At 35.2% G+C, this 24,506-nt stretch carries 20 protein-coding genes; 10 read left to right on the top strand and 10 right to left on the bottom strand.

All coding sequences use genetic code 11. The features are described 5' to 3' along the window. Nucleotides 1-145 precede the first annotated feature (145 nt). Together pruA and NQ163_RS01585 are read left to right on the top strand one after the other, a co-directional pair. Complete coding sequence (gene pruA, locus NQ163_RS01590) at nt 146-1,777, top strand: L-glutamate gamma-semialdehyde dehydrogenase (protein ID WP_268188562.1); 1,632 nt, start codon at nt 146-148, stop codon at nt 1,775-1,777. A 258-nt stretch (nt 1,778-2,035) separates the two neighbouring features. Further along, entirely contained in the window at nt 2,036-2,344 is a 309-nt protein-coding gene (locus NQ163_RS01585) for an FtsB family cell division protein (RefSeq protein WP_268188561.1), read from the top strand. A gap of 197 nt (nt 2,345-2,541) precedes the next feature. Here NQ163_RS01585 and NQ163_RS01580 read toward each other — a convergent pair whose 3' ends face one another. Continuing rightward, on the bottom strand, nt 2,542-3,810 hold the full coding sequence (locus NQ163_RS01580; RefSeq protein WP_268188560.1) for a glycosyltransferase: 1,269 nt from the start codon (nt 3,808-3,810) through the stop codon (nt 2,542-2,544). A gap of 278 nt (nt 3,811-4,088) precedes the next feature. Then, nucleotides 4,089-4,676 (bottom strand): OmpH family outer membrane protein, encoded by a 588-nt coding sequence (locus tag NQ163_RS01575; protein WP_268188559.1) that lies wholly within the window; start codon nt 4,674-4,676, stop codon nt 4,089-4,091. A gap of 260 nt (nt 4,677-4,936) precedes the next feature. On the opposite strand from NQ163_RS01575, the gene NQ163_RS01570 reads away from it, so the two are divergent. The 3 genes from NQ163_RS01570 (at nt 4,937) to NQ163_RS01560 (ending at nt 9,333) form a co-directional block, all read left to right on the top strand. Continuing rightward, the gene (locus NQ163_RS01570) at nt 4,937-5,848 is read left to right on the top strand and encodes a proline dehydrogenase family protein (RefSeq protein WP_268188558.1); all 912 of its coding nucleotides are present in this window, start codon (nt 4,937-4,939) and stop codon (nt 5,846-5,848) included. Between the two features lie 115 nt (nt 5,849-5,963). Next, a complete protein-coding gene (locus NQ163_RS01565) occupies nt 5,964-8,378 on the top strand; it encodes a TonB-dependent receptor (protein ID WP_268188557.1) in 2,415 nt (804 codons plus the stop codon). Between the two features lie 22 nt (nt 8,379-8,400). Next, nucleotides 8,401-9,333: a DUF4249 domain-containing protein gene (locus NQ163_RS01560; RefSeq protein ID WP_268188556.1), complete on the top strand. Its 933-nt coding sequence runs from the start codon at nt 8,401-8,403 to the stop codon at nt 9,331-9,333. 238 nt (nt 9,334-9,571) lie between these two features. Here NQ163_RS01560 and NQ163_RS01555 read toward each other — a convergent pair whose 3' ends face one another. Both NQ163_RS01555 and NQ163_RS01550 read right to left on the bottom strand, forming a co-directional pair. Next, the gene (locus NQ163_RS01555) at nt 9,572-10,285 is read right to left on the bottom strand and encodes a carboxypeptidase-like regulatory domain-containing protein (protein WP_268188555.1); all 714 of its coding nucleotides are present in this window, start codon (nt 10,283-10,285) and stop codon (nt 9,572-9,574) included. A gap of 34 nt (nt 10,286-10,319) precedes the next feature. Beyond that, the gene (locus NQ163_RS01550; protein WP_268188554.1) at nt 10,320-10,892 is read right to left on the bottom strand and encodes a nitroreductase family protein; all 573 of its coding nucleotides are present in this window, start codon (nt 10,890-10,892) and stop codon (nt 10,320-10,322) included. A 170-nt stretch (nt 10,893-11,062) separates the two neighbouring features. Here NQ163_RS01550 and NQ163_RS01545 point away from each other — a divergent pair, with 170 nt between their 5' ends. Together NQ163_RS01545 and NQ163_RS01540 are read left to right on the top strand one after the other, a co-directional pair. Beyond that, entirely contained in the window at nt 11,063-12,154 is a 1,092-nt protein-coding gene (locus NQ163_RS01545; protein WP_268188553.1) for an adenylate/guanylate cyclase domain-containing protein, read from the top strand. Between the two features lie 40 nt (nt 12,155-12,194). Further along, nucleotides 12,195-13,076 (top strand): DUF6268 family outer membrane beta-barrel protein, encoded by an 882-nt coding sequence (locus NQ163_RS01540; protein WP_268188552.1) that lies wholly within the window; start codon nt 12,195-12,197, stop codon nt 13,074-13,076. Between the two features lie 33 nt (nt 13,077-13,109). Here the strand turns inward: NQ163_RS01540 and NQ163_RS01535 are convergent, their stop codons facing one another. Both NQ163_RS01535 and NQ163_RS01530 read right to left on the bottom strand, forming a co-directional pair. Beyond that, entirely contained in the window at nt 13,110-13,691 is a 582-nt protein-coding gene (locus NQ163_RS01535; protein WP_120238635.1) for a superoxide dismutase, read from the bottom strand. A 125-nt stretch (nt 13,692-13,816) separates the two neighbouring features. Continuing rightward, nucleotides 13,817-14,419: a superoxide dismutase gene (locus tag NQ163_RS01530; RefSeq protein WP_268188551.1), complete on the bottom strand. Its 603-nt coding sequence runs from the start codon at nt 14,417-14,419 to the stop codon at nt 13,817-13,819. 183 nt (nt 14,420-14,602) lie between these two features. On the opposite strand from NQ163_RS01530, the gene NQ163_RS01525 reads away from it, so the two are divergent. Continuing rightward, on the top strand, nt 14,603-15,907 hold the full coding sequence (locus NQ163_RS01525) for an MATE family efflux transporter (RefSeq protein WP_268188550.1): 1,305 nt from the start codon (nt 14,603-14,605) through the stop codon (nt 15,905-15,907). Here NQ163_RS01525 and NQ163_RS01520 read toward each other — a convergent pair. Continuing rightward, nucleotides 15,900-16,589, bottom strand: a complete 690-nt coding sequence (locus NQ163_RS01520; RefSeq protein ID WP_268188549.1) for a hypothetical protein — start codon at nt 16,587-16,589, stop codon at nt 15,900-15,902. The genes NQ163_RS01525 and NQ163_RS01520 overlap by 8 nt on opposite strands. 108 nt (nt 16,590-16,697) lie before the next feature. Here NQ163_RS01520 and folE point away from each other — a divergent pair, with 108 nt between their 5' ends. After that, a complete protein-coding gene (folE, locus tag NQ163_RS01515) occupies nt 16,698-17,324 on the top strand; it encodes a GTP cyclohydrolase I FolE (RefSeq protein ID WP_120238631.1) in 627 nt (208 codons plus the stop codon). Between the two features lie 171 nt (nt 17,325-17,495). Then, nucleotides 17,496-18,386, top strand: a complete 891-nt coding sequence (gene fabD / locus NQ163_RS01510) for an ACP S-malonyltransferase (RefSeq protein WP_268188548.1) — start codon at nt 17,496-17,498, stop codon at nt 18,384-18,386. Between the two features lie 172 nt (nt 18,387-18,558). On the opposite strand, the gene NQ163_RS01505 is transcribed toward fabD, so the two are convergent. The 3 genes from NQ163_RS01505 to NQ163_RS01495 form a co-directional block, all read right to left on the bottom strand. Further along, nucleotides 18,559-19,587, bottom strand: a complete 1,029-nt coding sequence (locus NQ163_RS01505; RefSeq protein WP_268188547.1) for a hypothetical protein — start codon at nt 19,585-19,587, stop codon at nt 18,559-18,561. Between the two features lie 40 nt (nt 19,588-19,627). Beyond that, nucleotides 19,628-22,603 (bottom strand): PEP/pyruvate-binding domain-containing protein, encoded by a 2,976-nt coding sequence (locus NQ163_RS01500; protein WP_268188546.1) that lies wholly within the window; start codon nt 22,601-22,603, stop codon nt 19,628-19,630. An 865-nt stretch (nt 22,604-23,468) separates the two neighbouring features. Then, complete coding sequence (locus tag NQ163_RS01495) at nt 23,469-24,506, bottom strand: 2-oxoacid:ferredoxin oxidoreductase subunit beta (protein ID WP_268188545.1); 1,038 nt, start codon at nt 24,504-24,506, stop codon at nt 23,469-23,471.

Below are 24,506 nucleotides of genomic sequence, written 5' to 3'. Positions count from 1 at the left end.
CCCAAATTCTTGTGAACATCTTAAACTGAATGTTTTCAAGTAATTTTTAAAGCATGATAATACTCATAAATCAGGTATTGATTTTTTTTTAGATTTGTTGAGAGACTTAAAAATGAAGAAAATTAACCCTTAAACAATTATTATCATGCCAAAAGGTATATACAACGTTCCAGCTGCTACTAATGAGCCTATTTTCTCATATGCACCAGGAACTCCTGAGAGAGCTGAATTGCAAGCAACACTTAAAAAAATGCGTTCTGAAGTAATTGATGTACCTATGTATATCGGTAACGAGGAAGTAAGAACAGACAACTTGTTTGCAATGACTCCTCCACACGATCACAAACATGTGTTGGGACACTACCACCAAGGTGGAAAGGAGCATGTACAAATGGCTATTGATGCTGCATTAGCTGCTAAACCAGCATGGGAAAACCTGGCTTGGGAGCATCGTGCATCTATCTTCTTAAAAGCTGCTGAATTAATTTCTGGTCCATACCGTATGAAATTGAACGCTGCTACTATGTTGGGACAATCGAAGAATGCTTTCCAGGCTGAGATCGACTCTGCTTGTGAGATTGCTGATTTCTTGCGTTTCAACGTTCAGTATATGACTGAAATTTACAAGCAACAGCCAATGTCATCGAAAGGTGTTTGGAACCGTGTTGAGCAACGTCCATTAGAAGGATTTATTTTCGCATTAACTCCATTCAACTTTACTGCTATTGCCGGTAACCTTCCAACTGCTCCTGCAATGATGGGTAACACTGTAGTTTGGAAGCCATCTAAAACTGCTGTTTATTCAGCTCAGGTTTTAATGGAAATATTCAAAAAAGCTGGCGTACCTGATGGCGTTATCAACTTGGTATACGTTTCTGGTCCTGCTGCTGCTGACGTAATTTTCAACTCTCCTGATTTTGCTGGTATCCACTTTACCGGATCAACTGGTGTATTCCAGGACATTTGGAAAACAATTGGTAACAACATCCACAAATACAAGTCGTACCCACGTATCGTAGGTGAAACTGGTGGTAAAGATTATATTTTCATGCACCCAACTGCTGATGCAAAAGAAGTTGCAACAGGTATTACTCGTGGTGCTTTCGAATATCAGGGACAGAAATGTTCTGCTGCTTCTCGTGCTTATATTCCAGCAAGCAAATGGGATGAAGTATTGAAATTTGTTCAGGAAGATCTTGCTAAGATCAAGACTGGTGGAACTGAAGATTTCACAAACTTCCACAATGCGGTTATCGATGAAACTACTTTCGATAAGTTAGCTTCTGCTATTGACGATGCTAAGGCTTCTCCTGATGCTGAAATTGTTGCTGGTGGTGAATATGATAAGTCGGTAGGTTACTTTATCAAGCCAACTGTAATCCAGGCTAAGAAAGCTGATTACATTACAATGGAAGAAGAGTTATTCGGCCCTATTATTACAATCTTTGTTTACGAAGATGATAAGGTAGACGAAACTCTGGATATTCTTGATCAGACTTCTATTTATGCATTAACTGGTGCTATTTTCGCTGGTTGTCGTTACGCAATCGAAAAGCTGGTGAAGCGTTTAACTCACACTGCTGGTAACTTCTATATCAACGATAAGCCAACTGGTGCTGTTGTTGGTCAGCAACCATTTGGTGGTGGTAGAGGATCAGGTACTAATGATAAGGCTGGTTCTATGATTAACCTATTGCGTTGGGTTTCTCCAAGAACTATCAAGGAATCATTTGTTCCTCCTGTAGATTATATGTATCCTAACTTTAAAGAAGACTAGGACTGAGAAACAGTTTTAAACTGTTTCATAAAATATTGGATAGTTAGGCCGGACTTGCTCCGGCTTCCAATGACATGATTTATTTTGGATAAAAACGATCGAAGTTTCTTCGGTCGTTTTTTTATTGGGGAAATATCTCGCTATGATTTTTCCTGTAAAGACGCAATATGGCTATGTCTCCACTAATACACAAACTTTTTACTTTTTCACCTTTCTACTTTTCTACTTTATTAGTAATTTAGCCGGAAAGACAGACCTATGATTCTTAAACTCGCTAAAAAATACATTCCTCAGATAATCAGAAGTAAATATGTAATTACTTTCCTGATTTTCTATGTTTGGTTATTCTTTGGCGATCAACATTCCATTTGGGAAAGAAAAGAAAATGAGTCCAATATTGAAGCTCTCGAAAAAGAGAAAACTTACTTTCTTGAAAAAATAGAGAAGGACAAAAAAAGAATTCACGAGCTAAAAACCGATAAAGAAAACCTCGAAAAGTTTGCCCGTGAACAATATCTCATGAAGAAAGAAAATGAGGATATCTTTATTTTTATTGAAGAAGATTAACACTTCTGCGTACCAATTACCCTTCTCAAATTATTCGATTGCAAGTTCAAAAATCCATACTTAGCTTTCTTTGTAAAACTTTAAATCTTTGTTTCAACAAGCTATATTTTTATTTTTCTACCGAATAATTCCCGATTTAAAGCAAAAAAAAAAGAGCTTTTAAACTCTCTTCTCTATATTATTTCATAGTACTTGTACTAATTCTCTTTCTCGTAGGTTCTGTAAATATCCAACAACTCTTTGGCTGAATAAATGCCTTTGGTATTTATTCCCAAATCGCTTAGCAACTGCTTGGCACAAACCACAATGCTTTCCTCATCGATAAATTGCTCGTGCACATTGTTTAGGTATTTCAATACCTTAAAGGCATTAAAAGCTCCAAAGAATTTCTTTCTGAAGGTATCGATTGATGCACAGTTTTTATTGATTTCATCCAATGCTTCGAAGAAATTATCCTCTTTTAAGTAACTACGTACCGAACCTGGCAATTGCACCAACAAATCGTTCAAATAGGTATCGTAATCCACTCCAAAGAAATCATCCACCTTATCGAAAAAGGCTTTTAGTTCCTTAAATGCTGAATAATTGTAAGTCTGATAATCTATTATTCCCTCATCAACAAAAGTAGAAACGGCTTTTCCTGTTCCAAAGGGTACACGATCCGATACCCTTGGTGATGGGATTACACGTGTGGTTTTAATTTCGTAAAACTTACCAAGCGGGATAATTTTCTGCAAGAAATAAAAATCCTCACCTGCCTGACGGCGATTCATTCCTCCTTGCTTAATGTAAGCACTTGCCGATACGGCAAAACTAGAACCAACCGTATGATATGCATGTGGATGTCCCGCATAACGCATGGCAAGCATGTAATATCTCAAGTACAACTCGTACTGCGCAATGGCATCATAAATTTGCTGATCAAACTCCTCTCCTTCCAATGGGTGCTCGTAGAAGATATTTGCTCCGTTGGCTTTAGGATATTTTTTAAAGAGCTTCTCAATTTCTACCAAATAATTGGCATCACAAGTTGAATCAGCATCGAATCCGGTAATGATTCCGTTTGCTTTATCAATATGATTGAATCGAGCTACTGCCTCATCCATGGCTATTTTACGTGCGAAACCAACTCCTGCAAACTTTCTTTTTAGCTTTGGCTGATGAATTAAATAGAATTTCAGTTTCTCATCCTGATGCGTTTCCATCCAGGCTGTAGCATCGGCAATGGTTTTTGCATTCTGGTCCAACGCTTTCTGCTCAGTTTGTTCCCCTGAATTTACAATTACAATTACTTCAACTACTCCATTGGGTCTGTCGCAATTCCACAATGCCTCCAAACTTGGAATCAAATCCGGTTCGTCGTAACAAGGAACTGTTACAATCATATTCAAGTTCTCATCAACCGTTGTTGTAATGTACTCAGGGTACATTCTTTGTTTCTTCAGGTATTTATCAGCAAAAGCCATATTTCTATTTTAGATACGAAGCGCAAATATAAAAAACTTCATGATTAAGGGGAAATCACCGAAAGGAATGAGAAGACTAAATAATTAGTAAATGAGTGAATGAGGAGTGAGTGAATGAGTAAATGAGGAGTGAGTGAATGGGATTAAAATACCTTGCTTCATAATGAACTTTTCAACTATTCTACTTTTCTACTATTCTACTTTTTGACTTTTCCAGACAAAAGAAAGGGCAGATAGCTAATCAGCCATCTGCCCTTTCTCCTTTTTAAAATCTTCAATTATTTTGCTTCAGGAGTATATCTTGCATTTAAGCCATCGATAATTTCCTTAGTAATGTCTAAACCATCCTGCGATAACAACACGTTTCCACCTTTGGTAGTGCTTAAAATTAAGCTGTAGTTACGAGTTGCATTGTACTCTTTCAAATAGTTGGTAACGCTATCGAATAAACGCTTGCTATTTGCTTGCTGCTCGCCCATTAACTCTGCACTTAACTCACGATCCAATTGCTGTAAGTTTTGTTGCTTGGCAATTAATTTTTGCTGAGCTTCTTCTGCTCTTTGGCGAGTTAAAAAGCCATTGTTTTGAAGTTTACGCTGGAATTCAACTGCTTCTTTCTCTAATTTCTGAGCTTTAAAGTTAAAATCAGTACGCGAATCTTCTTGCTTCTTTAAGAACTTCTCATTCAAATCACGTGAAAAGTTATAGTTGCTTAGTAATGAATCCGTGTTAATGTATACAACAGCTCCTTCTCCAGCTACAGTTTTCACATCTTTCGATTCTCCTTTACCAGAGAACTGAACAAAGTAAAGAATTGCAACAGCAATAACTAACACAGCATTTAATGCAACAGATAAATTTTTCATAGGTATTTAGTATTTAAATTTTCTAAGTTTTATTTGAACACCATAATGGCATTCCCATTTTTTGATTTTGCCTAACAAATATAACTTTTATAAGTAGACTAAAAAATTCCTGGCATCCAATTTTAAAATCGTCGCAACATTATATATCATCAAATATCCAAACATTTTGATATGCTGATAAACATCATTCTTTTTCTACTTTATACTCTATACATTGTGAACTACAATTATCAAACGTATATCACTAAATTTTTAACTCAATGTTCAATAAACTTATAGCGGCAACCCTACCCTATATGCCTAAAAAATTGGTTTGGATATTCTCTAAAAGATACATTGCAGGAGAAACCATCGCTGATGCAGTAAGAGAATCGAAGAAATTAAACGATCAGGGAATTAAAGTAACCGTTGACCTACTGGGAGAATTTATTAAAAACCTTGATGAAGCTAACGAAAACAAAGAGGCTTACCTGGAAATTATTGAAACCTTTGAAGCCAACAAGATTGATGGTAACTATTCAGTTAAACCAACTTTCTTTGGCTTATTGCTTGACGAGGAAGTTTGTTACCAAAACATCCGTACTGTTGTAGCAAAAGCTGCCGAATACAATAATTTTGTGAGAATCGACATGGAGGATTCTCCTTGTGTGGATAAAGAAATCAACATCTTCAGAAGATTAAAGAAAGAATTTCCTCAGAATGTTGGACTTGTTGTTCAGGCTTACCTTAAGAGAACTCTTAACGATTTGAACAACATGATGGACATGCAAAACGGTGTTTCAAAATTGAACTATCGCTTGTGTAAAGGAATATATGTTGAACCTGAAGAGATTGCTTACAAAAAGTACGAAGAAATCAACGAGCATTTCCTTAAGGATTTGGATTTCATGCTTAAGAATGATGTATACCCAGGAATTGCAACTCACGACAAACCTTTGGTTGATGGTGCATACAAGCTAATTGAGAAGTATAATGTTCCGAAGGATAAATATGAGTTCCAGATGTTATATGGCGTAACTCCTGAGTTAAGAAAATCAATTGTTGACAAAGGACATACCATGAGAGTTTATGTACCCTTTGGTAAAGATTGGTTTGGATACTCAACACGAAGATTAAAAGAAAACCCAAAAATGGCTTCCCTAATTATAAAGGCATTATTTAATAGAGGGTAATAATCTGATTTATTAAAAAAAAAGATCACCTAATGGTGATCTTTTTTTTTGTTTCAATACGTATATGCAGGTTCTTGGTTGTCTCACTTTAGATAGCTAAACTAAAAATCAATAAATGAAAAAAAGTATGTATAGGGGAATTCTGCTTTGGTTAGTATTGATCATACAGACAAGTCGTATTTTGGCTGTGGAAAAGCATACCATTAGTGGATATGTAAAAGATGGCGCCAATGGAGAAGCCTTGATTGGTGCAACCATTAGTATTGCTGAACTAAGCTTAGGTACAGTTACCAATGAGTATGGTTTTTACTCACTCTCAGTAACACCGGGAAAGTACCAGGTTCAATTCAGTTTTATAGGATATACTCCAGTCGTAAAAGAGTTGATCCTGAATGAAGACAGAACTTTCAATATCGAATTAAAATCAGATGACATTCAGCTGAATGATGTTGTGGTAACAGCTCAAAAAAAGGATCAGAATGTAAAGTCCGTTCAGATGAGTGTTGAAAAAGTGCCTCTTCCAATGGTGCGCAAATTACCTCATTTTCTTGGGGAAGTTGATATCATTAAAACATTACAGATGCTTCCTGGAGTAAGTACCGTAGGCGATGGTAGTTCCGGTTTCAATGTTAGAGGTGGAGGGACCGATCAGAATTTAATTCTTTTGGATGAAGCTCCTGTATATAACTCATCTCATTTGTTCGGATTCTTTTCTGTTTTTAATGGTGATGCGGTTAAGGATTTCCAACTGTATAAAGGAGGAATACCAGCTCAATATGGAGGAAGATTGTCTTCGGTATTGGACGTTCGTCAGAAAGAGGGAAATAGCAAGCGATTTTCAGGAAGCGGGGGAATCGGTCTTGTTAGCAGCAGGTTAACTTTAGAGGGGCCCATAAAAAAAGACAAGACCTCATTCATGTTATCGGGAAGAAGATCTTATGCTGATGTATTGCTAAGAATAAACCCTAAAATGCGCGACAACATCGTTTACTTCTATGATTTAAATGCAAAAATCAATCACAAATTCAACGACAATAACAGATTATACATTTCTGGTTATTTTGGGAATGATGTCTTTAAATTTGGCAAGCAATTTGATTCTCATTGGGGGAATAAGACTGCAACGGTACGTTGGAATCACCTGTTCAGTAAAAAGCTATTTTCCAATTTTACAGGGATTTACTCCAATTTTGATTACTCCATTTCGGTACCGGAGGGAACAATGGGCTTCGAATGGAAATCAAGTATTCAGAACTATAACCTAAAGGCAGATTTCTCTTATTTCCCAAATCCGGATGTTAAAATGAAATTCGGTTTTGGAAGCATTTACTATCAATTTAATCCAGGAAAATTAACCCCGGTAAAAAATTCGGTATTAAAATCCAGCAAACTGGAAAAGGAAAATGCTCTGGAATCTGCAGCATACTTTAATATGGAGCAAAACTTAGGACCAAATTTGAGTGTGCAATATGGTTTAAGAGCTAGTAATTTTACAAGTTTGGGTGAGAAAACAGTATACTCTTACGAAGCCAACAAACCTAAAGAAAAGGAAAGTAGCATAGGTTCAAAAAAGTACAATAGAAATGAGGTAATTAAAAACTATTTTGGATTGGAGCCAAGAGTTGCCATAAAGTATTCACTTTCCGATGTAAGCTCCTTAAAAGCTAGTTACAATAGAACTCGACAATACATTCATAGAATCTCGAATACAACAGCCCCAACTCCTTTAGATATTTGGGTACCTGCAGGGAAGCATATTAAGCCTGCCAAAGTAGACCAGTTTGCATTAGGGTATTTCAGGAATTTTGGAAACAACACCTGGGAAACATCTATTGAGCTGTTCCATAAGAATTTTCACGATTTGGTGGAGTACAAGTATGGAGCTCAACTTCTCCTTAACTCAAGCTTAGAAACAGAACTGCTTACTGCAAAAGGACGCGCTTATGGTATGGAGTTGAGTATTCGTAAAAAAGAGGGAAGGCTAACCGGTTGGGTGGCCTATACACTTTCTCGTTCGGAGAAAAAAGTTCCAGGATTAATGAACGCAAGTTCAGGAGAAACGTATCCTTCTACACAAATAAACAATGGAAAGTATTTTCCGGCCGATTACGATAAAACTCATGATTTAAAGATTGTTGCCAACTATGAATTGAGTAAAAGATGGTCTTTTGCTACAAACTTTATTTTAATGAGTGGTCGACCAATTACCTATCCATATGGAAAGTACGAGTTACAAGGGAACACCTATGCACATTACATCAATCGAAACCAGCATCGTTTACCAACTTATCACCGTCTTGATATTTCATTCACCTACCAATGCAAAAAAAAGAAAAAAGATCAAAGGTGGCAGGCTAGCTGGAATTTTGGGATAACCAACCTTTACAGCAGACACAATGCCTACTCTGTTTATTTTAAGGAAAGTGATAACAACTGGAATGGTTATAACAAAGGTAATAAAATGGAAGCCTGGCAATTTTCAATTATAGGAAGACCAGTTCCAACCATTACATACAATTTTAAATTTTAATCTTTTATTACAATTGATTGCAATGAACAAGAACTATATATATATCGTATTACTTTGCTTACCATGGTTTTATGCATGCGAAAAGCAAATAACCGTTGATGTACCAACCTCAAGTCCAAAGTTAGTTGTAGATGGTTGGTTTAGTGCAGAACCTGGCGAAAATGGTCAGGAGAGAACGCATATGGTACGATTGACAACCTCTCTACCATATTTCTCATCAGATAAGTTTCCCGTGGTGGATAAGGCAATTGTCGAACTTAAGGATGATAAAGGAAATACCTACAATTTGAAATTTGATATTCCAATGGAATGGGATGCCAATCAAAATAAAGAAGTGCCCAATCCTCAGAAAGGAAGATACATTTTAAAGAAAAATCTTGAGATAGGGATATCCTATAAGCTATGCATTGCACTGGAGGATGAAACCAAATATGAATCTGAACCTCAAATGGTGATCCCATACAACCAAACTCCAAGAATATTTTCTGAGTACAAGGAAGCGGATGATGTAAGCTATGATGACGATGGATATTACATAGGCTTTGAACCAAAATTTGAAAGGGATAAGGACTATTATTTTCTGTGGCAACTATACCGACAAGATCAAACGGGAGACGAAGATTTAACTTATTCCTATGCCTACTCAGGTTACCTGTTTGGCAGTAACGCTTATACATCCGTAGATGAATCGCAAACCTATTTTGATGAAGCAACCAATTTGGGAGAATCATACTTTATCAAGCAGTATGTGGTGTCAAAGGAAATTTACGATTATATGAGATTAGCTGAGGAGCAGAGAGATAATGAAGGAACACAATTTTCACCGCCACCAGCTCCTCTACGTTCCAATATTAAACGCATCGGAGGAAGTAATTTAGATGACGATGCATTGGGATTATTTGTTGTTTCTTCTGTACAGAAAACAGAAATTATTACAATCAAGGAATCTAATTAACGAGAATTCGACAGATAAAAAAAGCGGTGAAAATTTCACCGCTTTTTTTTGAAAGTCTTGAAAAGTTTGAATAGTGAAAAGTTTGAATAGTGAAAAGGTAGAAAAGTTGTGAAATTAAATGGACAATACAATGATGCACCAACGCATAGTTCTAAATCCACATTCGCATAATAACAAAACTACAGAATCACGAAAACTTTCATTTCTGTTGGTGATTCGGATTTCATCATGAAAGATTTTATTTCTTTTCTTTAATTCCGTATCGATACATTTGCTTTAAGGTATTTATTTCCTTATCAGTAACCAGATTGTCAGGAATTTTCATCTTCTTCTTGCGTTTTAATCGTTGTACTTCGGGTAAGGTTCGAAGTGTACTTACACCCGCAACCATATCTTGAGGAACCATAACTTTATGCTCATTTTCTATTACATGCTGCTTTATCAACAAATCGGTATTTGCTTTGGCATCCATTTTATCCGGTCGCTTGGTTAAAGCCTCGTAGGTAGCCGAATTCACATTGTTCTTTGCTCGAACATACTCTGGAGTATTTACCTTGGCATTAATAAAGGCTTCTCTAAAATTACCAAATCGAGGTAAAATTAACACCTCTTGCAGCGAAACGGTATCTTTTGCCATAAACACACCAAAAAGATATGAATCTTGCTTTAGACTATCGCTTACTACAACTTGAACATTTTGATATCCAACGTAAGAGTATTGAATGGTATCGCCGGCATTTACCCAAAATGAGAAACGGCCAAAAGAGTTTGCTGTACCCGCTTTTTTATTATTTACCCTATAGTGCGCATAAGGCAATGGTGATAATTCTTCCTGATCCATAACCGCACCTGTAAAAAACAATGAATCTGTCCTTATCTTCTGTGCATTTAGCTTCTCTGTTGCAAGAACAACACAAAAAAGAGCAATACAACCTATCACATATCTTCTCATTTTACCAGCTTTTATTAACTCCGTAGAGTTATCATTACAATTCTTCCAATATTATTTCGTCGATACTACGTTTTGGTACATGATGAACTCCTTTTTCATCTCTCCAATACTTAATATCTCCATCTTTCATTTCTTCAATAACTACCTTTTCTTTCGGTTTTCCCAAGGCAACTACCTGAATAATCGAAAATCCTTCTTCAATTTTTAGCAGTTCACTAAGTTCTTTCTTCTTAAAAGCATGAATAATACAACCTCCGTAACCACTTTCAACTGCTCCTAGTAACAAATTTTGGACCGCAATTCCATCGTCACTAAAATAATTCTTTCCAAGACCTTCATCATTAATCATCACAACATAAGCCGTTGGTCTCTCTCCTTTTTCAGGTCCAGCCCAATCCTGCAAATAACCTGCCCAAGCAAGCTGTTGAAACACATTATCACGCATCTTATCAGATAATACAATCTTATATTTTATGGTTTGTGCATTCCTTCCCGATGCTCCTAATCTTGCCAAATCAATCCATTCTTTAATTTGATCTGAAGATATTTTTTCATCTTCAAAGAATCTTCTGTAACTTCTGTTTTTGGCAACTAAATCTTTTAACATTGCTTAATTTATTATTTTAAAATTTATGTGCTTTATTTGTATTACCAAACAAATTACCCCACTACTTCATAAATTAATTGATTTTTCTCTTTTCATCAAAGAAATAAGTAAATCTATTTAAATTTTATTTTTTGTAATATTAAATTACAACTTGGCAAAATTCAATAAGTATGCTGAAATTCAATAAAAACTCTCGTAAAGTTATCATAGACTTCTTTATTATTATTGCGATATGGATAAGCGCTGTATTTATTTGGGATATTCTTACCAGCTTTAATCCAAAGATTGAAGGAGAGATTCCTAAGCATATTTCAATTGCAGAAATTAATAAGCTAAATTTAGTTTTAGCAGGCTTATTTTTAGGAAGTATATTCGGCATTTTAAATGTTTTTATCAAAAGCAAACAAGAACGCCTTCGAAAAAAATCATATGGGCGGATTATTTTCTTTTACAGTATCATTCATATTATCTTAACTATAGTAACAATATTCTTAGTTGGTATTGCATCTCAATTGATTTTAAAAGGTGAAATATCGAGAGAAACACTTCAGGAAATAAGAATGTTTGTAAAATCAAGTGATTTTTTCAGAATCGTAACTTTTACATATTTGGTAAGTGCTACTATTATCCTATTTCAGATTATCAATCAAAAATTTGGTCCAGGTGTTCTTCTTGATTTATTGCTTGGCAAATACCGTCAACCCAAAGAGGTCAAAATGGTATTCTTATTTATGGATTTAAAATCATCTACAACCTATGCCGAAAAATTGGGACATGTAAAATATAGTCAACTTATTCAAGATTGCTTTAGCGACTTAACGCTTGCGGTTAATGAGTTTGATGCAAATATATACCAATATATCGGAGATGAAGTTGTACTTATATGGCCTTATAATGATGGGATTAAAAATGCAAAGTGCATTAAAATATTCTTCAAATTTAAGGAATATCTTCAAAAAAGATCGGATCATTACATAGAATCTTATGGCTTTCTACCTCAATTTAAAGCAGGTATAAATGGCGGTACATTAATGGCCGCAGAAGTAGGGGTGATAAAACGTTCCATCGCCTACCATGGGGATGTAATTAATACTGCTTCAAGAATTCAGGGACTGTGTAATTCATTCAAAGAAGAATTTTTGGCATCAAAATTGATAGTTACGGATCTGGCTTTCTACAATTCCTTCAATTATTCCTTTATTGATAACATTGAATTAAAGGGAAAAAAGGAAAAAGTAGATATCTATGCCATAAAACAATAGTACTAATTATTTGTTTATTAAGTAATTTATAAAAAATAAAATGAAGAAAATTTTATTAATAACAGGAATCTTTTTGGGTATAATACTCCCCTCGCAAGCCCAAATGCTACAAGAAAAATTTGGAGCTGATTATGTATTTATTGGCAAAGGTGATTCCGATAATGGAAATGATATTTCTTTTGAGAAATACGACTTTAGATTTAGCATTCATAAAAAGCTAAAAACTCCAGGAAGAAGAATCTTTCATACCTTTAACTATTCAGGTATCAATATCGATTATGGATCTACTCCTTTACTGGAAACCGATTTAAAAAATTTTCACACCATTTCTTATACATTTGGTTATGCACGCCCATTAAAAAACGGTTGGTACCTGACAGCTTTTATCAAGCCTAATATTTCTTCTAATTTTGAATCCTCGGTCGGTTTCGATGAACTAAATTTATTTGGAATGGCTTTGTTTAGCAAACCTATCAATCAAAAAAAGAACATGATACTAAATTTAGGAGCAATTTATTCGAATACCATTGGTGTACCTGCTCCTATTCCTATTGTTAGTTTAAATTGGAAACCAAATGAAAAATGGAATATAAATTTCGGTTTCCCAATGCTTGATGTAAATTATATGGCTAGTGAAAAAACTACAATTGGAGCGAATCTATTTATTGCTGGTGAAAATTTCACATTAACCGATAAACTTGTCTATAATAATGAAACAAGCCCAATTGATAATGTTAGTATTATGAATGTTGGAGGAGGTTTATTTCTGAAACAAAAATTATCCAAAAAAATTAGTCTAAATGTCAATTCAGGTTATACTCTATACCGAAACTTTGAATTTAAGGATGGTAATGATACGATCAATGATTTTGACCTGGACAATAATATATTTATAAAGGCAGGTATCTCTGTAAGCATTTAAAAAAAGGGTGATTTAAAATCACCCTTTTTTTATTTATTCTTCGAATCGTTTTTCAACCAGTTCCCAATTAATGATATTCCAGAAGTTTTCGATGTACTTTGGACGTGCATTCTGAGTATCCAAATAATAGGCATGTTCCCATACATCCATTGTAAGAATAGGCTTAAAACCATCACGCAACGGATTACCTGCATTCTTGGTCTTCATAATGGCCAATTTGCCAGCAGTATCAACTACTAACCAAACCCATCCTGAACCAAACAATGTAGCTCCGGCTTTCGAGAATTCAGCCTTAAAATTATCGAATGAACCAAAAGAGACTTCAATGGCTTCTTTCAACTTTCCATTTGGTTCAACACTACCATTTGGCTTGAATGCTTCAAAATAAAAAGTATGATTGTAAACCTGTGCTCCATTATTAAAGATTCCTCCTTCAGAATGTTTCACAATATCTTCCATGCTAGCATCTTCAAAAGCAGTTCCTTTAATTAAATTATTCAGGTTTGTAATGTAAGCCTGATGATGCTTTCCATAATGGAATTCAAGTGTATTCTTACTTATATAAGGCTCTAATTCGCCCAACTCATACGATAAGGTAGGTAGTTTGTGTTCCATTTTTATTGTTTTTTGATTTTCCTTTCAATTTCACAATAAAAAATTACAAATTCAATAAAAAAATACAAAAAGGCCGATTCCTTTAAAAAGAATCGGCCCCAAAATCAAAAAAACAATAAACAAAACTAATCCTGAAAGCGTTTAACCACTTCCTCCCAATTGATTACTTCCCAGAAAACTGAGATGTAATCAGGTCTTCTATTTTGAAACTTTAAGTAATATGCATGCTCCCAAACGTCCAATCCTAAAATTGGAGTTCCTTTAACATCTGCAACATCCATTAAAGGATTATCCTGATTTGCCGTTGATGTAACTACTAACTTGCCATCAGCTTGTTTTACTAACCAAGCCCAGCCAGAACCAAACCTTGTTGCCGCTGCTTTCGAAAATTCTTCTTTAAAAGCATCAAACGATCCAAAATCTTTTTCAATTGCTGTAAGTAAATCACCACCAGGCTTTCCTCCACCATTAGGCGACATTACTTTCCAGAACAAATCATGATTGTAAAATCCTCCTCCGTTATTTCGAACAGCAACAGAATACTGTGAAATATTGGCAAGAATTTCTTCAATACTCTTGCCTTCTAAATCGGTTCCTGCTATTGCAGCGTTTAAATTATTTGTATATCCTGCGTGATGCTTCGAATGGTGTATTTCCATTGTTCTGGCATCAATATGCGGTTCTAACGCATCGTATGAATAAGCTAATTTTGGTAACTCAAATGCCATATATTTTATATTTTACTTATGGTTGATATAGGTTTATTTGTCACTAGAAGCAAATCTAATTTTTACTCAGATTAATTCCAAATTATTTTAAGACTTTTTTGTCTTTTATTTTAAAGACCATATGTTTTTTCCTTTAGCACAGGATTTTTAACTACTTTCGTGCAGTAAATTAAAAGCTGAATCGTGAACAAGAAAATCCTAAATATAGCGGTACCCAACATAGTTAGTAACATCACCATTCCTTTACTGGGGCTTGTCGATTTAGCTTTAATGGGGCATTTGGGAAAAGTAGATTTTATTGGAGCAATTGCATTAGGTGGTACAATATTCAATTTTTTATACTGGGGTTTTGCTTTTTTACGAATGGGAACTACGGGAATTACTGCTCAAGCTTATGGTGCAAGAAATTTAAGCGAATCTATTCTGTCTTTATCCCGTGCTCTTACTGTTGCTTTAGCTGGAAGTATTCTTATTTTAATACTTCAAAAACCAATAGCTATGCTTAGCTTTTGGTTAATCGAAAGTGAAGAATCAGTTGAAACCATTGCGAAATCCTATTTCTATATTAGAGTTTGGGCCGCTCCGGCTACCATTGGCCTTTATGCATTAAACGGATGGTTCATAGGAATGCAAAATGCCAAAACTCCAATGTTAATCGCAATTGCAGGGAATGTTATTAATATTTCACTATCGGCATTTTTTGTGTATGGATTAATGCTTGATGCAAAAGGTGTAGCCTTAGGTACCTTAATTGCTCAATATTGCAGCTTGTTTATCGCTTTATTCTTTATCCTGAGAAACTATAAACGCTTGTTCAAGTATTGGAGTGCCAAAGGAATGATGAAGGTGAATGAATTGAAGCACTTTTTTTTAGTCAACAAGGATATTTTCATTAGAACTCTCTGCATTATATTTGTTTTCACATTTTTCACAACCGAATCAGCAAGTGTAAACAAAGAGATCCTTGCAGTTAATTCCTTACTACTTCAGTTTCTTTTTATCTTCTCCTATTTTATGGACGGCTTTGCTTTCGCTGCAGAGGCTTTAGTAGGTAAATTTATTGGTGCAAACAACTCAAAAAATTTATCTCAGCTTATTCGATTACTATTTATTTGGGGAATCGGAATCAGTATTTTATTCACAGGTGTATATGGATTATTTGGTATCGATATCTTAACAATATTAACCGATGCTGAATCGACTATTGCAATTGCCAGAGATTATTTAAAATGGATTATACTTCTGCCACTTCTTAGTTTTGCTTCATTCCTAATGGATGGAATATTTATTGGTGCCACAGCTTCTAGCTATATGCGCAAGACCATGATGGCAGCAACCATTCTAATATTTATACCTCTTTATTACTTCTTAAATAGCAGCTTAGAGAACCATGGACTTTGGATCGCAATGTTAGGCTTCATGTTTACCCGAGGACTTTTTCAGGCCATTTATTACAAAAAAGCAGTGTTGGTTCATTTCTCTAGGTAAGCATTACTGATTCATTCAAAACCTCTTCAATTGTTTCACTTACCACTTTTACCATTGGTTCATCAGGAGTAATCTTGAATTGTGCATTTTCGATATTTTCAAGCACATAAAAAAGCTGAATTAATTTCACATTTTCCTTTTGGCAGATATAAAGCAAATTCGCCCCTTCCCTACTGATTACATCAGGATAATTCTTGATATAGGCATTAGCTAAAGAGTTAAGGTTTGTAGGAATAGCATTACAAGTAATGCCACTTACCTTTCTAAAAACAGAAAACACTTCAGGAATCAAAGTATCATTTTCTAATATTTCATTATTAAATGGAGATTCGTTTTTATTTCGTTGCTGTAAATCAAAAACAGAAGCAAAATTACTTTCAACACCAATTCCAATATCTCCAAAATAATCATCAATAATACATACCAATTGATTTTTTTTAACCTGATCTTTTAAGGCGTAGCACTGACCAAATTGCAAGACTAAATCGTACTTGTTTTTACCTATGGCTTTCGCATACTCATAGGCCGACATACTGCCTCCATATCCCGAGATTAGTATATCCACAGATTGATTTTTATACTTGAAACGAGCATAATTCTGATCCAGATTTTCCTCTAATTCAAGTTGTGAAATAAAATCTTTGAGCACATCAAATGTCTCTGTAATGATTAAAATATGCATAAATGCAAGAACTTAGCTAAAACAAAGCTCCTAAAAGTTTGTTTATTAGGTGAAATTATTACTTATTTTGCAGAGCAATACAACGACTTATTAAAAACACTGTGACGAATGGAATTTTCAATTAACGGACAAGAAGATAAAGGATTCACAAAAATAGAAAAATACAATCAGGAAACTACAGAAGAACTGATGTATCACTATAAAAAAGTTTTGGAATTACTTGGTGAGGATGCAGAACGTGAAGGTTTGGAGAAAACTCCTTTGCGTGTTGCCAAAGCCATGCAGTTCTTAACGCAGGGATATCACATTAAACCAGAAGATATTTTACGATCGGCAATGTTTAAGGAAGACTATAAACAAATGGTGATTGTAAAAGACATTGAGGTTTATTCGATGTGTGAACACCACATGTTACCTTTTGTAGGAAGAGCTCATGTAGCCTACATTCCAAATGGATATATTACCGGGCTTAGCAAAATAGCTCGTGTAGTAGATGCATTTGCTCGCCGATTGCAAGTGCAAGAACGCTTAACTACTCAAATTAAAGACTGTATTAATGATACGCTTAGTCCTTTAGGCGTTGCTGTAGTGATTGAAGCACAGCACATGTGCATGTCGATGCGTGGTGTTCAAAAACAAAATTCAATTACAACTACTTCCGATTTTACGGGAGCATTTGAAAACCTTGCAACTCGCGAGGAGTTTATTCGATTAATTTCGGCAAAAACGATCTAAAATTTATCAATCTTACCGGTTTGAAGTATATTAATCCGTTCGCAATAAAATTCTAAAATTGCAGATTGCGAACGGATTAAATATATTTGTGCCCGGAATATTTCAAAACTTACCATGATTTTTATTCTATATGTATGGATATAGAATAATCATTACAAATTGAAAAAAAGTATGAAAGCATATGTATTTCCAGGGCAAGGAGCCCAATTTGTTGGTATGGGTAAAGACCTATACGAAAATTCGGAACTTGCTAAGGAACTTTTCGAAAAAGCTAACGAAATTCTAGGTTTCCGCATTACTGATTTAATGTTTGAAGGAACTGACGAAGATCTAAGACAGACTAAAGTTACTCAGCCTGCAATTTTCTTGCATTCAGTAATTTTAGCTAAAACACTTGGTGAAGATTTCAAACCAGAAATGGTTGCTGGTCACTCATTAGGTGAATTCTCTGCATTGGTTGCAAACGGAACTTTATCTTTCGAAGATGGTTTAAAATTGGTTTCTCAGCGTGCAATGGCTATGCAAAAAGCTTGTGAAATGGAACCTTCAACAATGGCAGCAATCATCGGTTTAGATGATGAAACTGTTGAAAAAGTTTGTGCAGAAATCGAAGAGGTAGTTGTTCCTGCAAACTTTAACTGTCCAGGTCAGTTGGTAATTTCTGGTAGCATGAAAGGTATCGAAATTGCTTGTGAAAAGTTAAAAGAAGCTGGTGCAAAAAGAGCTTTACCATTGAAAGTTGGTGGCGCATTCCACTCTCCATTAATGGAACCTGCTCGTGTTGAGTTAGAAGAAGCTATCGAAAACACAAACTTCTCTACTCCAGCTTGTCCTGTATATCAAAACGTAAATGCAAAGCCTGTTACTGATCCATCTGAAATTAAGAAGAATCTTGTTGCTCAGTTAACTGCTCCGGTACGTTTTACTCAAACCATGGTAAATATGATTGCTGATGGTGCAAGTTCATTTACTGAAGTAGGTCCTGGTAAAGTAATCCAAGGATTGGTGAAGAAAGTTGATCGTAAAATGGAAACTGCTGGTATCGATTCATACCAAGGGTAATCCATAATCAAACAATACAATAAAGGCTATCAAAAATGATAGCCTTTTATTTTTTATCATACTAGTAACTTGAGTTCCATTGCGAACATTTGATTTCAAATATCCAGCTTTTCGATTAATGGAAGGATATATCCTAATCGGTATTAAGTAAGCTCTAAGCAACTCCCACAAGTTAAATTGCCTTTTGCAAAGCTGCCTGTAAAAAGTACCCCTCCGATAATTTTTCTTTCATCTTAAGCACATTTGCCTTAAGCATATCAAATTCATCTTGCGACAGATTCATCAGTTTTTCCTGTATTTCGCTTAGTGAACCAATGGTAATCCCAATTTTATTTTTGCTCACAAAATTTGCCATTCCTGCTTTTTCCCATATAATAATTGGCATTTCACATTGCAAATACAAGGACAATTTATGTGGGTTATTAAACTTTAGATACTGACCTGTTGCTCCATCACAGGATTCCAGTGAATCGCCATACCACACCAATCCAAAATCACCATCAATATGATCGATAACCTCGTTAGATGGAAAAAAGCCTTTGTAATCCAGAATTGTATCTTCTGGATTAATAATCTTATTGGCATTAAATCCTACCCCATAAAGGCAGTATTTAAAATTTCCTCTTTTAAGGGTATCCAACTGATAAATAAAGCTCTTGTTTCCTCCCATACCACCAGCAAAAACAATTCTGTATTGTTTTTGATCCACTGGTACTTTAGGAATATCCACAATTGGTACATGTAAATAATCAAAAATATCAAGCTCCACGGTTTTAGCATCAAGCTTATTTTCCTCAAACCACTTTCTCATGTGCTCATTGTGCACGATTAAGCATTCTGACTTCGATAAAATTCCAATTTCTTTTTCAGTAAAATAAGCTTTACGCTTTAAACTAATTACATCATGCACAATGGTTACAATATGACATCTTTTAAGGCTTGCACCCCACAAAATATATCGATAAAATTTATTTAATGGATACTGAAGACATAATATACTTTTCTTTTTAAGCCTTAGTAATGCCCAGGTAATTCCAACTGCACTTACTATAGTACCTAATATAGCATTAAAAATCCAAGTTTGCTTGAAGCCTAAATTTTTCCAGCCATTTCTTTCTAAAATAACTTCACAATCCATTTTAGCTTTACCTGCAGCATCATATTTTGAACGATAATTTCTTGCTATGTAGTATTTAGTCATATTGCATTTCTAATCTATCAGATTACTGATAATTCCTAATTTATTTATAGCTGATTACACTGGTTTGTTTCTTTCCATCCATTAAAATCTCCAATGGTTCTTTAAAACGAACATGTTTGAAGTAATGAATTTGCTCTATTTTTTCCTGCTTATCCAGCATTTCCATATTCACAAAATTCAATTCTGAATTGTTCTTGATTGAAAAATAACCCACATTCATAGAGGTTACATTGTGGAAGAAATGAGAACCCAAAGAAGCATCCAATGGGAAATCTTCCAATCCCTGCTCTACAATTACTTTGGCATTTGATATTTGCGACCAAAGTACCGGTATTCCTGTAAACTTATCGCGGGTTCCCCAACGTCCCGGACCAAACAATACATACTGACGATCTTGCTCTTTCATTTTTTGGTTTAAAAGCTCCATTTCCTCAGCCATTTCTTCGGTCTTGGTTCTGTCAAACTTGCTTAAATCCATATAGATTACATCGCGGATATGGTTCACGGTTCCGTTACCCATACCTTTGTTTGCAAGCATAAGCAGTTTGTTACGATCTACCTTCGACATGTCAATGTCAACACTCATTTCCTGACGAATCAAAGGTTTAATTTGTAGCAAATGGAAGGTTGGATTGCCATCCTTACCTTTCGATAAATCAACTGCATACTCTATTTCAACAGGTGCACCCATTGCTTGCTTAAAGATATTCAACAATACGCTTAAGGCATGCGAAATTGGTACCTGGTTGTATTTTAGAATGTTTGCAAAATCAACTACTCGTGGTCCACGTAAATTCAAATCCGGTTCTAACCTGTCATTCTGAAAATCGTAAACCGAAGCACAGTGCAATAAATTGCCATCTTTCTCAGCTTCTGCAAGCTCATATTTAATGGTTACGGCATCTTCTCCATCGTTAATCAAATCAATATTCTCCTTTTGCATATCAATCGCATAGAAGTATTTCTGAGAATCTTTAATCTGATCTTCGATTGAAGCCAACTGCAACTTAGGATGTTCAGGGCAGAATCGGTGAGTTTTTTCTCCACCTACAACATACTTTCCTAATCCGATGGCCATTACAGAAAAACCATCTTCCGGTTTCATGTATGAGAATGGATAATAGTTGTAAGATTGTGCTACACCACTAATATTTGGATAGAATTTGCCATTGTATTCCTGACCAACAACTTCCTGAATAATCACAGCCATTTTTTCCTCTTCAATCTTGTAATCAACCGCGCTGAAATATGATTGAGCTTCAGGTGTGAAAATAGAGGCGTAGATTAACTTGATCGCAGTAACCAGATGTTGGTATCTCACTTCGATATCCGGATCGTTATTTGGCAACAAATAAGTCGCATAAACTCCCGCAAAAGGCTGCATTAGCGAATCCTCAAATAATCCTGAAGATCTAACCGCAATTGGTTTATTGATCTCTTCGAGATACTGGCGAAGTTTATTTCCCAATTTATCAGGAATATCTCCTTTAAGGAATAATTCTTTTACTTTCTTATAGTTCTTATCAAGGTATATCTTGTCGTAAAGATTATTTTTCTCGATAAAATTATCATACTCATCAACCCCAACAATAGCTGTTTTAGGAATCGATATGTTAATGTCCTTAATCAGTTTCTTAAAGTAGATGTTCTCAATAAAATTACTTAGGAAAGCAAGACCACGACCTTTTCCTCCTAAGGAACCTCTACCCATACGAACAATGTAATGATTTGAATTTACAATATTCGGCTTAAATCGAATAATTCTACCTCTTAGCTGCTTAATTCTTGAAGCTTCGAATACATCCAGACAAAACTTCCTTAGATCCTTTACGGATTTGAAATCTTCAATCTGATATCTTCTCAATTTCTTGGCAACATTAATCTCACCACGAGCCATTAACCAGGTTGAAATTCCATTTCGTTTGGAGTGGAAAAGTAATGATTCATCTGGAACATATCTTAATTTCTCCTCAAACTCTTCCATCGATTTTGCAACAGCAACACGTGTACCACTTTGGTTGCGGAATACAAAATCACCAAAGCCTAATTTGGTATAAATGAAATTGTAAATATCCAATGCCAATGTATCGCTGTTTTTGTTTATAAAATCAGCATCAACCTGCATTGCTCTTATTGCATTATCGGTATCATGCGATTGCATTAAACATGGAATTCTCATGTTTTTTGCCTGCACGTATTTTATCAAATCAACTCCAGAATCATCATCCAATTTGCCATCTCGTGCAAATCGAACATCAGAGATTACACAAAGTAGATTTTCAAGGTATTTATCTACAACATCAACTGCATCCTCGAATGTACTTACCAAAATTACTTTCGGACGAGCACGCATCTTTAAAATCTTGTGCAATTCATCAATATCTCCTTCGTCCGAAATCACCTTTTGCGTTTGTGTCATCACCGAAGTATATAGCAAAGGAAGATACCTGGAATAATACTTCACCGAATCTTCTGCCAAAAGAATTACACGTACATCACCACTCTTGGTATCCATCTCAAGATTCATTTTATCCTCGATATACTTGGTCATTGCCATAAATATCTTGGTTGAACCATTCCAAACAAATACTCGGTCGATATTGTTTTTGATTTTGTCGGCAGCACGATCGAAGTAAGCCAAATCGCTATTGTTATTCACCAAAACCAAAACCGGAATTTCAGGATCAACTTTTTTGATTTCCTGACTTAATTCTAATGGCGATTCTTTATCCAAACCAGCCATTAAAATTACCATATCGTAATGGCGATTCTCTAATGCTTCCAGTGCTTCTTCGTTTGTAGCAACACTTGTAAAACGCGGCGCTGCATACAAATTCAACTGTAAATATTCACCAACAATTTTATCTGAGAATTGTCCTTCACGAACAATTGTATATGCGTCGTAATAAGTTGCAATCAACAGAATCTCCTTCACTTTGTAAGGCATCAATTCCTGAAAAATATCACGGTCGTTCTTTTTTCGCTTATAAATTTTCGAAATCGAAATTTCTTCCATATTCTTTAACTAATTTATTTAGTGTTGTTGTTTCTCTATTCTATTACAAAGTTACTAATCTTAATGGTCTGTTGGACAACTTCAATATCAGTAATTTTTGAAACTACAATGGTAATTAATTTTACAAATATATGCGTTCAATTGGCTGCATAAAATACTAACCTAAGTTCGATTAAAAATATCCGACACAGAAAATTAAATTTATTCAAGATTTGCTTTAAAAAATCTGAATGAATATCGGGATATTTTGAGGAATTTTTAAAGTAAAGATTGGATGAAGATGATTTTTTCAAATAATTTGCCTGCTTTTGGCATAATTTTCCTCAAAATCAATGTAAACTGTGACCATATTTTAAATCGAAATCAGGTTAATAATATTTTATGGTTTTCTGTAAAGTGAGATTTGACTATATGGTCATCAATTCTGTAAAAATAAAAATATACGCATAGACAAGTGAAAATCTCTATAAACCGGACAGTTATAAATCAGTTTTTAAGAAATAAGGTATCTCGTGCCAACATATAGGCTGACTGGTTAATAATTAAGAAAACATTCCCAAAAACCAAAGAATGAACTCCTGAACAAACTTGATACTTTCCTAACTGCTGGGAACTATGTACCAGACATGGGTCGGAATTTAATAACCTCTAAAATCCCAATGCAGATCACTAATATGGTGATATTAGCTTACCTGCTGTCCGGGAAGCTTTGCCAGTTGGTAAGAAAAGGATTCCTGATGGTTGGGAGAAAGTAAATTTCGGTTTGGAATAAGTTCTTTCTATCGAGCGAGACAAACATTCATGCATAAAAAAAGAGGGAATCAATGATTCCCTCTTCTATATATCTATTGAAAAATTTAAATTATTAAACTTCCCAGGTATCTCCGCTGTTCAACAAATCATCCATACATTTGATTGATGATTGCGCCTGAACATCTTTAATTTGCTGTACCATTTTCTCTTCGTAAGAAAGGGCAGCAACATCACGAATTACACCAAGAGCCACAGGGTACTCAGGAGCTGTCATATTCGACAACAACCAGTGCATGTGTGGATCCGGAGTATGAGCATCGTGAATCAAGATATCTTGCTCGGTAATGCCATGTTCGCCAATGGTAACAACAACTAGTTTACCATTACCTCCCATTACCAATCCTTTGTTCTTTTCTTTACCGAAAATCATTCTTTCGCCATGACGAAGAACCAATTGATACTCTTCTTTGGTGTTCTTATCCGTAATTAAAGAATGTGCTCCATCGTTATAGATTACACAATTCTGAAGCACCTCAACAATTGATGTTCCTCTGTGCTTTGTTGCATCCAAAAGAATTTCAGAAGTCAACTTGATATTGGTATCGATTGATCGAGCATAGAACTTAGATTGAGCTCCCAATGCCAGCTCAGCAGGATGGAAAGGTTGCTCAATGGTTCCGAATGGAGATGTTTTGGTTACCATTCCGTGCTTCGATGTAGGCGAATACTGACCTTTGGTCAAACCATAAATCTCGTTATTGAATAACAAGATGGTCATATCGATATTTCTACGCACAGCATGAATAAAGTGGTTACCACCAATTGCCAATGCATCACCATCACCAGAAACCTGAAGGATTTCCAAGTTTGGGTTTGCCGATTTAGCACCAGATGCAATAGCTGCTGCTCTACCGTGAATTGAATGGAATCCGTAAGTATCCATATAATATGGGAAACGAGAAGAACATCCAATACCAGAAATCACCGCAAAGTCCTCTTTTGGTTTGCCCATTAAAGCCATTGCTTTCTGTACCGAATTCAAAACTCCATGGTCACCACATCCTGGGCACCATCTTACTTCCTGATCACTCTTAAAATCTTTTGGAGTCAATTTCTCAGGAGCTGCTTGCTTTAATAATGAATCTGCCAT

Source organism: Marinifilum sp. D737 (assembly GCF_026672275.1).
In the GTDB taxonomy this organism is placed as follows: domain Bacteria; phylum Bacteroidota; class Bacteroidia; order Bacteroidales; family Marinifilaceae; genus Marinifilum.
The sequence above is the reverse complement of the archived record's forward strand: the minus strand, read 5'-3'. Positions and strand labels throughout refer to the sequence as shown.

Excerpts from the sequence above, each read along its gene's own strand:
- folE (WP_120238631.1), top strand. The coding sequence starts at position 16,698 with ATGGAATTTTCAATTAACGGACAAGAAGATAAAGGATTCACAAAAATA.
- NQ163_RS01535 (WP_120238635.1), bottom strand. The coding sequence starts at position 13,691 with ATGGAACACAAACTACCTACCTTATCGTATGAGTTGGGCGAATTAGAG.
- NQ163_RS01505 (WP_268188547.1), bottom strand. The coding sequence starts at position 19,587 with ATGACTAAATACTACATAGCAAGAAATTATCGTTCAAAATATGATGCT.
- NQ163_RS01540 (WP_268188552.1), top strand. The coding sequence starts at position 12,195 with ATGAAGAAAATTTTATTAATAACAGGAATCTTTTTGGGTATAATACTC.
- NQ163_RS01580 (WP_268188560.1), bottom strand. The coding sequence starts at position 3,810 with ATGGCTTTTGCTGATAAATACCTGAAGAAACAAAGAATGTACCCTGAG.
- NQ163_RS01500 (WP_268188546.1), bottom strand. The coding sequence starts at position 22,603 with ATGGAAGAAATTTCGATTTCGAAAATTTATAAGCGAAAAAAGAACGAC.
- NQ163_RS01555 (WP_268188555.1), bottom strand. The coding sequence starts at position 10,285 with ATGAGAAGATATGTGATAGGTTGTATTGCTCTTTTTTGTGTTGTTCTT.
- NQ163_RS01495 (WP_268188545.1), bottom strand. The coding sequence starts at position 24,506 with ATGGCAGATTCATTATTAAAGCAAGCAGCTCCTGAGAAATTGACTCCA.
- NQ163_RS01575 (WP_268188559.1), bottom strand. The coding sequence starts at position 4,676 with ATGAAAAATTTATCTGTTGCATTAAATGCTGTGTTAGTTATTGCTGTT.
- NQ163_RS01520 (WP_268188549.1), bottom strand. The coding sequence starts at position 16,589 with ATGCATATTTTAATCATTACAGAGACATTTGATGTGCTCAAAGATTTT.
- NQ163_RS01560 (WP_268188556.1), top strand. The coding sequence starts at position 8,401 with ATGAACAAGAACTATATATATATCGTATTACTTTGCTTACCATGGTTT.
- pruA (WP_268188562.1), top strand. The coding sequence starts at position 146 with ATGCCAAAAGGTATATACAACGTTCCAGCTGCTACTAATGAGCCTATT.
- NQ163_RS01565 (WP_268188557.1), top strand. The coding sequence starts at position 5,964 with ATGAAAAAAAGTATGTATAGGGGAATTCTGCTTTGGTTAGTATTGATC.
- NQ163_RS01585 (WP_268188561.1), top strand. The coding sequence starts at position 2,036 with ATGATTCTTAAACTCGCTAAAAAATACATTCCTCAGATAATCAGAAGT.
- NQ163_RS01530 (WP_268188551.1), bottom strand. The coding sequence starts at position 14,419 with ATGGCATTTGAGTTACCAAAATTAGCTTATTCATACGATGCGTTAGAA.
- NQ163_RS01550 (WP_268188554.1), bottom strand. The coding sequence starts at position 10,892 with ATGTTAAAAGATTTAGTTGCCAAAAACAGAAGTTACAGAAGATTCTTT.
- fabD (WP_268188548.1), top strand. The coding sequence starts at position 17,496 with ATGAAAGCATATGTATTTCCAGGGCAAGGAGCCCAATTTGTTGGTATG.
- NQ163_RS01545 (WP_268188553.1), top strand. The coding sequence starts at position 11,063 with ATGCTGAAATTCAATAAAAACTCTCGTAAAGTTATCATAGACTTCTTT.
- NQ163_RS01570 (WP_268188558.1), top strand. The coding sequence starts at position 4,937 with ATGTTCAATAAACTTATAGCGGCAACCCTACCCTATATGCCTAAAAAA.